This is a genomic window from Salinibacterium sp. NSLL17, from assembly GCF_015864935.1.
Lineage (GTDB): Bacteria > Actinomycetota > Actinomycetes > Actinomycetales > Microbacteriaceae > Rhodoglobus.
In genome coordinates, this window is sequence record NZ_JADYWH010000001.1 from 698,969 (window position 1) to 711,023 (window position 12,055).

Genomic DNA, 12,055 nt, shown 5'->3' on the forward strand with positions numbered 1-12,055 from the left:
TGCTCTTCTGTGCTCGTGCGCGGTAGGTTTCGTAGCAACCGATAAACCGTCGCATGGAGAGGCAAAATAATGCGCGAGCTAACTCCTGGGGAACTAGATAATGCTGCATACCTCACTTCGTACGACGTTCCCTATGCTCTTGTCGAAATCACGGGCACCCAGCTAACGAAGTCGATTCTGGACGCGACTGACTTGTTCCGCGAGTTTGTTGCTGCCTCTGGCATTCACGATTACGCCGCTCAGGCTTGGGGCATCGATAAGCGCATCATTTCGACGAGTCTCATCGGAGATCAGGGACGCCGCCTGGGTTCGAAAACTAGTCTGTACCGTGCGAATGGCAGAGGAGATCCTCGACTGTGGATCGCTTCGCTGGCGTCAGTCGCGGCTCACGACCAGATCATCGCGGTGATCTGGTCCCGAGCTCAGTTTTGGGTGGTTAATCTTTCGTTGGGTAAATTGGCGGAACGCATGCTGGCAGAGCCCGCGCTAGCGGATGTGCTCGGAGACTTCGTATCGGAGAAGACTTCGAATGTACGGGAGCTGCTCGCTCTGTTGCGTGTGATTTCAGCGAAGGGCTTCATTCGAGCGCCAGTCGACGGTTCGACGGCTATTGGCCGACTCCTCGAATCTGAGCTCGGAATCGAGATGAATTCGCGTTCCCAACCGGATTTCAAAGGTATCGAGATCAAGTCTTCGCGTGCATCTAAGAACAGGACGAGTCTATTTGCAAAGACGCCCGCGTGGCCCGTGTCAAACTTCCATAGTTCGCGTGAGTTGCTCGATGAGTTCGGCTACGAGAGAGGGGACCGTAGAAAGCTCTACTGCCAGATCGACGGACATAAATTTAACTCGCAGGGGCTTCGGCTTGTCGTTCACGAAACGAAAGACTCGCTCTCTGTAGCCCACGAGCCGTCTGCTGATGGGAACGTAGTCGTGTGGGACCTGGAAACGCTCCGCTACAAGCTATCTGAAAAACACGATGAGACTTTTTGGGTTGAGGCTAGTTCGAAGAAGATAGATGGCTGGGAGTACCTTCACTTCAAAACTGTTCGACACACGCGCAAACCGATCATCGCGCAGCTGGCGCCTTCGCTATCAAACGGCACCGTTTCGCTTGATTTCACAATCTCGTCCAAAGGCTCGAAGGTTCACGACAAGGGCTATTTGTTCAAGCTGTTGCCAAAAAACCGTGACCTACTCTTCCCGCCCGCGGATAGCTATGACCTAGCTGCAGGCGATTGACGTTCAGGCTGTCACGCTCGAAATAATGACGGGGTTAAGGGGCTCGCGTACTTGAAAAAGTTCCTAATTTGGTCGAACAGAATTCTAGCTCCGTCGCCGAAACGGGGTCTAGATAATCCGAATCGCTTATGCATGGGAGCTAGCCGCTTTTCGCGCCGAAGACGCTAGAGGCTGATGGAATATTCGCGCGGCCGGAGTGTGGGGGAACCGTCGGCGCCCCATAACTGGGGTTGTTTCCACGTTCATATGCGGCCGTAGGCTGGGGTCTTCATTAGAAATGAGCTGAAATCAAATGAACACACCGAGCGAATCCCTGCCCGCTGAGTCTCTTGACGGAGAAGGTGCTTTTAGTCAGACGCCGCACGGGTATATGAGCAGCGCGATTGCGGATCAGCGATCTCGCAGCAGAGAGGCAGCTGCTTTGCAGCTGACCGAGGCGTTCGGAATAGAGGCGTTCGATGCCGCCACGATCGCTTCTGCGGCTGCCGATCTCGGCCAAATTCGGGAAGCCATACGAAGAGTCAGAACCCGCAGGTACGGGGCTATCGCCGTCAAATTCATCGAGCTGGACGTGGTCACTTGGCACATTCTGCCATCGCCCGAGAATGTTCGGTTTGAAGAGACTCGAGTTCGTGCTAGTAATCCTGCGCCTCGGTACCAATCGATCGCGACGGAAATGCCAGTGTTGTTGTTGGATGTCGAGTCTGAAACTGAGTTTGTGACCCGCCTCGATTCAGAGGTAGAGGCGGTCTGGATCACAAACGACCATGCTAAGTCGATCCCATCTCGAGGTATAGAAAACCCGGGCCTTCTGTCCGTCGCCAGAATCGAAAGTCCTGAGCACGGCACCGTCGGTTTCTTGGACGCAACTGACGGCTTTGGAAGGACAGTAGGGGCACACAAAGCTCTGGGCATAAGCTCCCGGGACGTGCTTTGGAAGTATTCTGACCCCGCGAAGGACCAGTCTCTACGCCAAGAGTTAGTCAAATTGCGCGTCAACCCGCACGACCCGAACGATCAAATTGGTTTGCACCTTTCGGACGAAGACCGGGCTCGTTTGCGAGGGTCCGTAATGCTCAGAGCTCAAATCATTGTTGGGTTTTCTGATTTTCAGGAACAGACTGAATCGGGGAATTTGACGTTTGATCAGGTTCGCAGAAAACTAGTTGGGCATATCCACATCGAACCGGCCAAGCCGTTTTCTTTGGGAACTCAATATGCGCTCAAGGCGACGGCGGCGATCGATGCTCTTGCAGCGTCTGACGACCTGCCTCCAATTCCTGAGTTTTCAGCAACTGAGGTAGCGACTGCTTTCGGGCTTAATTCAACGTTTGTCGCTTCATCCGAAACGACTTTGCAGGATGGACGCGCTGCGATCAGGCCGGATGAGGTCTTCCTGCTGGGGTTAGCCGCGCTGAGGTCGAGTACGGGGCGCAATGATCGTCGCGTCCGAATCACCAATGCGGCCGTGCGAGACTTGACCGGCCAGACACCCTCTCGTCCCGACCGCACGATGCTGGCGGCAGATCTCGCGTTAAGACTAGGCGAGTTAGCGTCAGGCACCCAGGCCGACGACCCATCCTTCGATTCTCGAAGGAGTGCGCTTGACAGAGCGATTCGACCCCGGTTCCTCGATAGCGTCCAACTCTCTAGAGAGCCGATCCAAGATCTATTGGCTCTGGCGCACCTAGAGCTGAGCGAGTCAAGGGACAGCCTTTCAGAGCAGAAGCCGCGACCATTCGCGGCGGAGTTGTCCGCGTTGGCGCTATTCCATCTCTTAGGGACGCCCGGCCGGCGCTTACTTGAGCGCGCAACGAAGAAGGAAGCGGGAGGAGCCGGATATATCAGCGAGCCGAATGTGATCGTAGAGGCGCTAGTTTCCTCTGAAGCAGGATTGACACAGCTCGCTCAGGTAATTCTCGACGGCCGCGGCGCACGCCTACCTCAGAATGTGAAAGGCGCCTCCGACCCGGTGGACGCCGTGATCCAATCAGGTGAGCTGTTAGATGCCGCGGGGCTTCGAGCGGTAGCCGGAGATTCAAGCGACCCTGGGCCACTTCCCGAGAGCCCTCAATCCAGACTAAATTCGCAGATTTCAGTCTTTCGTCAAGAGGTTAATAATCTGGTGGAGAGAGTCGACGTAATAGGGCAGATTTCCGTGACAAACGATGAGGGTTCGCCAGCGCTGATCGTGTCGCAAGGTGCGCCGCTAGCAGCCGAAGCTGGAGAACTTCAGAAGGTTGTTTACCGTGTCCAAGGTTGGGCGCAGTCTTTGGAAGATCAGATCACTCGAGCTCGCAAATTGGCGGCCGCATCCGACAACGAAGCGCTAGACGATCCGTTGTAGAGATGGTCTATGAATTCTCGCCGGAGCACTATTTCGCGGCGCATCGTGAAGGCGGTGAGTGGGTGAGGAGCTACATCGAAGACCTAGTGCCCCCGCAATCCATAATCGCTGGAGAAAAGTGGGCCGGCGTAGATTCCGCTGTTTACATTGCGATCGACATTCGTCGAACGGTTTCGTACGTTGGCTCAGTTTGCCGAGTGGACCAACAAGGTCTCCGTGGTCGAATGCGGGAACACCTAACGACACCGCGGGGTCGTAGTTGGGTGCTTATTTCCATTATTCCTCTACGCCAGGGGACCCCGTCATCCCAAGTTCGAATTATTGAAGGTCTCGTCGCCCGCATTCTCAACCCTCATTCATTGCTCAGGATGCCAGCAGCGTAGCTTCTTGAGTCGCAGATTCCAGTCTCTTTGTGGAGGCCGGTGCGGCGGCGTGCGTAATAAGCAATTCGCTTCAGATTAAGGGTCGGAAATATCCCATCTAGCGGTGACGCTACATGACGGCCGGATCTGGCTTTCGAATTCCGATGGATCTGTCAACGTAGCCGAAGCTGACATCTCGGCCGAAGGGTTCGCGTTCGCGAAGGTCGGTTGCCCTTAGGCGCTCGCCGCCGTCTCAAGCAGCTCGACGGCAGGAATATCTGCAGGTGCCCATTCGAGCGAACTCAGTTCTGAGGGCGCGAGCCAGGCAACTTCTGCGTGCTCGGTCAGCGCTGGTGTGCCGGAGAGCAGCTCGCAGTAGAACGTGGTCAGCGCGACGATTCCGAAGTCGTACTCGTGCGACGTAGTGGTAATCAGTTCGCCCACGGCGACTTCGCACTGCAGCTCTTCGGTGATCTCGCGCGCGAGCGCATCGTGGGGAGTCTCGCCAGCCTCTATCTTGCCGCCGGGAAACTCCCACATGCCGGGCAAAGCTCCGCCGGGTCCGCGCTGCGCGCACAGGATGAGGCCTTCGCGCACGATGACCGCACCAACGACGTTGATCTGTTTCTTCACGGATGATCTCTCTCAGGGACATCCCGAAGGGAGTCCGTTTCGCGTTTGCCACAGGCGGGCCTGCTCGCTTCAGCCTATTGGCGAGCGTCGACTCTGCAGGGTGCGACACTGCCCGCAGCCGAGCGAGGTCACTTCTGGCAGCTCGGGCACCACCACGTGAAGCGTGTATCCGTGGGGCCAGTACCGAGTTGCGCCGACTCGATGCGGGTGCCGCAGCGCAGGCAGGCATCGCCGCGGCGGCCATGAACCCAGTAGCGCGGTTTTCCCCGCGGCAGACCAGTGAGATTGCGGATGGGGCGATCCTTGTTCACAGTGATCGCCTTGTGTGCGAGAGCCACCAGACGTTTCGGATCGGCGACCTCACCGATCGGCGTATCGGGGCGGAATCCGCGCAGAAAGCTCAACTCGTTCGCGTACACGTTGCCGAGTCCTGCGAGGTTCCGCTGATCGAGTAGCGCGAGCGCCACCGGCCGCGCAGGGTCCGACAGCAGGTTCGTAAGCGCTAGGTCGGCATCCCAATCGGGCCCCAAAAGGTCTGGCCCCAAGTGACCCACGATGCTGTCTTCGGATGCCGTCGGCACCACCTCAAGCAGCCCCAGTTCGAAACCGACCGCGGTCTTCGCTGCCGTGCTCAACACACCCCGCGCAAGATACGCCGGCTTGCGCCAACGCTCACCGTTCGCGTAAATCTTCCAGACGCCCTCCATCTTCAGATGGCTGTGGATGGTGAGACCTGAGTCGGGGTCGCTCGCGGCTGCGGCGGCGTCGGTGCCCTCGGCAACCCGAATCAGCAGGTGCTTGCCGCGGGGCACCACACTCGTGACTCTCTGACCGCTGAGGTCGAGCGTCGCAAAGGCGGGCACTCGGAAGTCGGTGCGGGTGAGCACGTGCTGGTCGAGCGCTGCCCGCAGTTTCGCTGCCGCCTTGTAGACGGAATCACCCTCAGGCACGCAGCCTCAACCCCTGCGGTGTTGCGACAAATCCAGCATCCACGAGCGCTTTGCCCACCGGGGTGCCGACGGCGAAATCACCGTTGACCTTCTCGATGCGCAGCTTCGGTAGCGTTCCGCGCAGGGTGCTCGTCAATGAGCGGGTCGCTGCATCAACGACGGCAGGTTCCAGATCGAACGCCAGCAACGACTTGCCACCACGCTCTAGGTAGAGCGCAAGATGCCCATCGACCATCACGACGATCGCACCCGCCTTGCGGCCGGGGCGATGCTTCTTGGGGGTGTCAGCAATGGACTTTGCGGATGCGGTTGCAGGTGCCGAGGTTGCAGCCCACGCTTCCGAGCCGTCGTCGCCAGCCAGCCCAGCGCCAGAACCGGCCTTGCCAGCGCTGCCAGCAGCAGAAGCGTCGCCACTCTCCGCCCCAGCATCCGCGCCACCGACCCCCGGCCACCCAAGAGCAGCCCCGTAGGGGTTGGCGGGGTCGGTCGCGGCGAGCGTGATCGCCAGAAGTTGGGGCGCAGCATCCGGATCCCGAGTGAAACCACGCAGGCGGTCGACGGTGGCTCCGGTCGCAAACTGGGCGGCACCGAGCCCCTCGATGAAGTAGCCGCGGCGGGCGCGACCGGTCTCTTCGAAGCCGCTCAGCACGCGGTACGTCAGGGCGAAGCCACCACGGATGCCCTCGCTCACGACCGCGCCGCGCGTGACGACAGCGTGCCGTTCGAGCATCAACTCGGCGGTCGACTTGGCGCGCACCGTCGTCTCGCCCTCGGCGGTCTCGAGCAGTGCCCACCGGCCGGACGCACTCGGCGGCCCTGCCTGAGCCACCGTCGATACGCGACCGCGATAGGCACGAGCCCGTGCCGGACGCGGCGCCCGAGTGGCCCGCACCGTTCCTCCGAGATGCGCGCGCAGGGGCGCAAAACTGTCGTTCGTGATGAGCGACCGCCACACCAGATCCCACAGTTCCTTCAGCAGCACCTTGTCATCCGTGCTGCCCACCTGATTCGACAGCTGCCTAAAGAAGAACGCCCCGCCACCGGCCAGCGCCTCAAGAATGCTCTGCTGCAGCTCGCTCAGCCCATCTCGATCGGGCTCGGGCAACGTCAGCGCTGCGGTCGCGGCGGGGTGCAAACTAATCCACCCATCGCTGCCCGCCAGTGCTCCCTGCCCGGCCCACACCACTTCGCCCGACGTCGTCAGCTCGTCAAGCCACGCGGGCGAATAGTCGCGCACGCGCGAACCCAGAATGAAGTTCTCCCACGCGGATGCCGGGGCTGAGTATCCAGCCAGTTGGTCGATCACTTGGGCCAGGCCATCAATTCCGCGCAGTGAGTCACCGGCAGCGGAAACGTGTTGCCAGGCGGGCAGGAACCGTCCGAGCGTCGCGTGGGACACCGGCTCGACCTCTTGGCGCAGCGCCGCAAGTGAGCGACTGCGCAGCCGACGGAGAACATCCACCGAGCACCATTCGGTGCCGCTCGCGCCGGGGCGGAACTCGCCATCGACAACACGACGGTCGGCCGCGAGGCGACGCAGGGTGTCCTGCACGACGGCGGTTCCGAGTCCGAAGCGGGCTGCGGCATCCGCCAGTGTGAAGGGTCCGTGGGTGCGGGCGTAGCGACTCACGAGGTCGCCAACCGGATCGTCGACGGGCTCGATGAACGCGGCGGGCACGCCAATGGGCAGCGGAACCCCGAGCGCATCGCGCAGTCGCGCCGAGTCCTCGATACCAGCCCAGCGACGTTCGCCTGCGATGGTCACTTCGAGTACGCGGTTCGCTTTCGCGAGCCCGGCCAAGTCAGTGGCGAGGGCGGCGCCCGTCACGAGCGAGCGCGCCTCAATCTCGGCAACGGTTTGCGGACCAAGTACGCGCAGCAGATCGACGATGCCCTCGGCATCCCGAGCGTGCCGCTCGGTCACCAGTCGCTGCAGCTCGTTCTCGGTCTGGGCGATCACGTCGGGGTCGAGCAGTTCGCGCAACTCGGCACGGCCGAGAAGCTCGGCGAGCAGTGCCGGATCGAGCGAGAGGGCAGCCGCGCGACGCTCGGCCAGCGGCGAATCGCCCTCGTATACGAAAGCGGCCATATAGCCGAACAGCAGGCTGCGCGCGAACGGCGACGGCACATCTGTCTCGGTCTCCATGACGCGGATGCCGCGGCTCGCGATGCGCTTCGTCAGCGCCGTGAGCGCCGGCAGGTCGTACACGTCTTGCAGCACTTCGCGCACGGTCTCGAGCACGATCGGAAAGCTCGGGTATTTGCGCGCCACATCCAGCAGTTGCGAGGCCCGCTGGCGTTGTTGCCACAGGGGCGAACGCTTGCCGGGATCGCGGCGCGGCAGCAAGAGCGCGCGGGCGGCGCACTCCCTAAAGCGTGCGGCGAACAGCGCGGAGCCGCCCACTTCTTCCGTGACAATCTGTTCGAGCTCGTCAGCGTCGAACACAAAGAGGTCGGCACCGGGCGGGGCGGCATCGGTGTCGGGGATGCGCACGACGATGCCATCGTCACCGGCCATGGCTGCGCCATCCACCCCCAGCTGTTCGCGGATGCGCGCCGTGATCGCTAACGCCCACGGTGCGTGCACGGGCATGCCGTACGGGGAATGCAAGATCACGCGCCAGTCGCCCAGTTCATCGCGGAAGCGTTCGACCACTAGCGTGGTGTCGCTCGGCACGTGACCGGTGGATGCCTTTTGCTCGGTCACGAGGGCGATCAGGTTGGTGACGGCGTGCTCATCGAGCCCAATCGACTCTGCCCGCGCGCGTGCATCGTCAACGGATGCCGTAGCAATTTCTTTAGTGAACGCCCCGATGGCTTCGCCCAGCTCTGCCGGGCGGCCAAGGCCATCGCCCTTCCAGAACGGAACGCGGCCGGGCTGGCCGAAGGCGGGGGAGACGAGCACTTGATCGTGGGTGATGTCTTCGATGCGCCAGCTCGTGGTGCCGAGGGCGAAGATGTCGCCGACGCGTGATTCGTACACCATCTCTTCGTCGAGCTCACCGACACGACGGCCGGGAGCACCCGCTTCGCCGCCGATCATGAAGACGCCGAAGAGGCCGCGGTCGGGGATGGTGCCGCCCGAGGTGACGGCGAGACGTTGGGAGCCGGGACGACCGCTGAGCGTGCCGGCGATGCGATCCCACACGACGCGGGGACGCAGCTCAGAGAATTCGTCGCTCGGGTAGAGGCCGCTCAGCAGGTCGAGGGTCGCGTCGAAAGCACTGCGCGGCAGGGTCGAGAACGGGGCGCTGCGACGCACGGTGTCGAACCACTCTTCGATGTCGATTTCGTCGAGCGCCACGGCGGCGACGGTCTGCTGCGCGAGTACGTCGAGCGGGTTTGTCGGCACGGCCAGTGCTTCGATCTGCCCACTGCGCATCCGCTCAACCGCAACGGATGTGTGGATGAGGTCGGTGCGGTGCTTCGGAAACAGCATGCCCTTGGAGATTTCCCCGACCTGATGCCCGGCTCGCCCAATGCGCTGAAGCCCACTCGCGACCGACGGCGGCGACTCAACCTGAATGACAAGATCGACGGCACCCATGTCGATGCCGAGCTCGAGCGAGCTCGTCGCAACGACGCAGCGCAGCACGCCCGTTTTGAGGTCGTCTTCGATGATCGCGCGCTGATCTTTACTGACCGAGCCGTGATGCGCGCGGGCCAGCAGCGGAGCGGCACCCATCGTGGATCCGCCCTGCGCCATCATTTGGGCTGGCGGCTTCCATGGTTGCTGCGGGGCGGCGTAGGCGGCGGCATCCGCACTGGCTTGGGAACCCGCGAGCACTTCGGCACCGTCGATGCTGCCGTCGCTCATCCGTTCGTCATAAATCTCGTTGAGGCGGGCGGTCAGGCGTTCGGCGAGACGCCGCGAGTTAGCAAAAACGATGGTGGAGCGGTGCTCGAGAATCGCATCGACAATGCGCTCTTCGACGTGCGGCCACAGGGAAGCAGCTGATTCCGGAGTCGCCTCGTCGTCGATGCCGTCACCGCCGCTGGCCTTGCCGCGCGCAGAGGCCACGGTGCCGGGAATGGTCATGTCCGGCACGGGAACGACGACGCTCAACTCGAAGGTCTTCGCCGAGGGCGGGTGCACGATCGTGACGGGGGCGCGTCCGCCCAAGAATCGCGCTACTTCTTCGATCGGACGCACGGTGGCGGAGAGGCCGATGCGCTGCACGGGTTTCGCGAGCAGGGCATCCAACCGCTCAAGGGACAGCGCAAGATGGGCGCCGCGCTTGGTGGCGGCAACCGCGTGAACCTCGTCGATGATGACGGTGTCGACATTCTTGAGGGTCTCGCGGGCCGCCGAGGTGAGCATCAAATACAGCGACTCAGGGGTCGTGATGAGGATGTCGGGAGGGAGCCGGGCGAGCAGCCGCCGGTCTTGCGCGGTGGTGTCTCCCGATCGCACGCCGACGGTGATGTCGGTCTCGCCGAGCCCGAGCCGCCGAGCGGTTTGGGTGACGCCGACGAGCGGTGCGCGAAGGTTGCGCTCGACGTCAACGCCAAGAGCTTTCAGTGGCGAGATGTAAAGAACGCGAGTGCGCTGCTTGGGGTTGGCCGGGGGAGGGCTCGAGGCGAGTTGGTCGATCGCCCACAAGAAAGCGGCGAGCGTCTTGCCGGAACCTGTGGGGGCAACCACGAGCGCATTGGCTCCGGACGAGACAGCATCCCAGGCGCCGAGCTGGGCCGGGGTGGCAGCATCGAACGCACCCTGGAACCACTCTCGGGTGGCGGGCGAAAATTTGCCGAGCACATCGCTCATTGTTCTATCTTCGTCGCAACCCCTGACAGTGCCCTACGGATTTCGCCGAAGGCGTGCAGCGGGTGCGCCGGCCCGCTACGCGTGCGTGCTCACCAAGACCGCACCACAGGCGCGGTCTTGGCGCCAACCCGCTACGCGTGCGTGTGCAGAAAGCTCACAAAGTCGTTGAGTTCGTCGGTCGAGATCGCGTGCGCGAGTCCCTCATAAATGCGGGTTTCGGCGCGCGTGTGGTCAACGAGCCACTCTTCGGTGCGCTCGATCGCCGCCGTCGGAATAACCGGGTCGTCGGTGCCTCGGCCCCAAAACACGGGCGGGCGGATGCTCGCGAGCTTCGCATCTGCGGGGTGCTCGGCACTGGCCACGAACCCGGAGAGTGCGACGGCACTCGCGAAGCGTTCCGGGGCGAGTCGCAAGAGTTGGAGCGACATGGCTGCCCCTTGCGAGAAACCGATGAGGCTCACACTCGTGTACTGCTGGGCATCAAGCCATTCGAGCACGGCGTTGGCTGCGTCATCCACGCCAGAAACCTGGGGGAGGCCGCCACCGCTGAGATCGATCGGAAACCACGAGAACCCACCGCTCTCGGGGAGCGGCGCTCGCAGCGAGGCGATCACGGGGCCGAGCGGCAGGGCGGGAGCCAGCGCAAACAGATCGCCCTCGTGAGACCCATACCCGTGCAACAACACGATGAGCGGACGACCGGCCCGTTCGCGTTCGGGGGCCGACCAGAGCACTGCGGAGGAATCGATCTGCATGGCACCAAGCCTACGCGGCGCGGCTAGGGGAGAACTATCACAGCGAGGGCGCTCGAGAAGAGTTCAAACTTTGAGTCGAACGTCTCGAACGCAGCAGTGTTACACGTCAGCGTGGCGACAAGTTCGCTCTCCGAACTTGGCATCGATCGCGCCGCAATCGCTGTTGTCGTGGGCACCCCATCGGCATCGGTCTGTTCGAGAGTTGCCGTGGCGAATTCCATTGTGGAGTCGCTGTTCGCGGCCGCGACGGGGAGGTCCGTGGTGCCCATAGGGCTTCGAACCGACAAGTTCGGATTCCTTGCTGTGAAATCCCTAAGCTCCTGATCGACCAGCGCATAGGAAGCATTGTCGTCTCCTAAAGAGTCGGGGTTGGGAAAAGCTGTGCGCTGCGAAGTAATGAGCTGACATCCGGTGGCCTCGTCATGAAAGATATTGGTGCCATCGTGACCGACGGTGAGTGGCAGCCATGTCGACTCAAGAGCGAGCGTCCACACGGGTTGACCATCGAAAACCGCTTGTCCGTCAAGTGGAACTCGGTTTGACGGGTCAACCGAGTCGACCGGATCCGCGGTGGCACTCGGCGTCGACTCCGAGCTGCTCCCGAGGCTGCAGTACCCGTCGGCATAACAGATCAGAGCACTCGTCGCCCGGCTAACCAGAACGTTGGCAACGAGCGCTGCGCCCATACCTGAAATCAGCATGAACGGGATTACGAGGACGAGCGCCCAAGCCCACCACGGCCAACGGCGGCGGGCTGCCGGCGCTGCACTGACGGCTGCAGGATCGGTCTGTTCCCGTAGCGGTGTAACGGAGGGCTCAGATTCCTGCACATCAGACGCCTGCAGTTCCCCGCTCGACGACTCAGCACTCGACGGCTCAGCACTCGACGGCGCAGAGGAGGGGTTTTTCTCGGTCATGGTTCCCTTTCGCGTGACAGGCAAGTGCCTGAGACCTGAACGCTAATTCGAGGGCTGTTGCCTCCAGCGGGGGTTGCGCGA

General features: G+C 62.1%; 7 protein-coding genes. 2 read left to right on the forward strand and 5 right to left on the reverse strand.

Going from position 1 to position 12,055, the window contains the following annotated elements; all coding sequences use genetic code 11:
- The first annotated feature begins 69 nt into the window (after window positions 1-69).
- Both I6E51_RS03365 and I6E51_RS03370 read left to right on the forward strand, forming a co-directional pair.
- On the forward strand, window positions 70-1,242 hold the full coding sequence (locus tag I6E51_RS03365; protein ID WP_197109451.1) for an MvaI/BcnI family restriction endonuclease: 1,173 nt from the start codon (window positions 70-72) through the stop codon (window positions 1,240-1,242).
- Window positions 1,243-1,534: 292 nt separating this feature from the next.
- Complete coding sequence (locus I6E51_RS03370) at window positions 1,535-3,589, forward strand: hypothetical protein (protein ID WP_197109452.1); 2,055 nt, start codon at window positions 1,535-1,537, stop codon at window positions 3,587-3,589.
- A 596-nt stretch (window positions 3,590-4,185) separates the two neighbouring features.
- Here I6E51_RS03370 and I6E51_RS03375 read toward each other — a convergent pair.
- The 5 genes from I6E51_RS03375 to I6E51_RS03395 all read right to left on the reverse strand — a co-directional run bounded on the left by I6E51_RS03375 (window position 4,186) and on the right by I6E51_RS03395 (window position 11,974).
- Entirely contained in the window at window positions 4,186-4,584 is a 399-nt protein-coding gene (locus tag I6E51_RS03375) for a (deoxy)nucleoside triphosphate pyrophosphohydrolase (RefSeq protein ID WP_197109453.1), read from the reverse strand.
- 128 nt (window positions 4,585-4,712) lie between these two features.
- Window positions 4,713-5,534: a DNA-formamidopyrimidine glycosylase family protein gene (locus tag I6E51_RS03380; protein WP_197109454.1), complete on the reverse strand. Its 822-nt coding sequence runs from the start codon at window positions 5,532-5,534 to the stop codon at window positions 4,713-4,715.
- Entirely contained in the window at window positions 5,527-10,302 is a 4,776-nt protein-coding gene (locus I6E51_RS03385; RefSeq protein WP_197109455.1) for an ATP-dependent helicase, read from the reverse strand. Before I6E51_RS03385 ends, I6E51_RS03380 begins: the two co-directional genes overlap by 8 nt.
- A gap of 131 nt (window positions 10,303-10,433) precedes the next feature.
- Entirely contained in the window at window positions 10,434-11,057 is a 624-nt protein-coding gene (locus I6E51_RS03390) for an alpha/beta hydrolase (protein WP_197109456.1), read from the reverse strand.
- Window positions 11,058-11,080: 23 nt separating this feature from the next.
- Window positions 11,081-11,974: a hypothetical protein gene (locus I6E51_RS03395; protein ID WP_197109457.1), complete on the reverse strand. Its 894-nt coding sequence runs from the start codon at window positions 11,972-11,974 to the stop codon at window positions 11,081-11,083.
- Between the last annotated feature and the right edge of the window lie 81 nt (window positions 11,975-12,055).

Excerpts from the sequence above, each read along its gene's own strand:
- I6E51_RS03365 (WP_197109451.1), top strand. The coding sequence starts at position 70 with ATGCGCGAGCTAACTCCTGGGGAACTAGATAATGCTGCATACCTCACT.
- I6E51_RS03370 (WP_197109452.1), top strand. The coding sequence starts at position 1,535 with ATGAACACACCGAGCGAATCCCTGCCCGCTGAGTCTCTTGACGGAGAA.
- I6E51_RS03385 (WP_197109455.1), bottom strand. The coding sequence starts at position 10,302 with ATGAGCGATGTGCTCGGCAAATTTTCGCCCGCCACCCGAGAGTGGTTC.
- I6E51_RS03390 (WP_197109456.1), bottom strand. The coding sequence starts at position 11,057 with ATGCAGATCGATTCCTCCGCAGTGCTCTGGTCGGCCCCCGAACGCGAA.
- I6E51_RS03395 (WP_197109457.1), bottom strand. The coding sequence starts at position 11,974 with ATGACCGAGAAAAACCCCTCCTCTGCGCCGTCGAGTGCTGAGCCGTCG.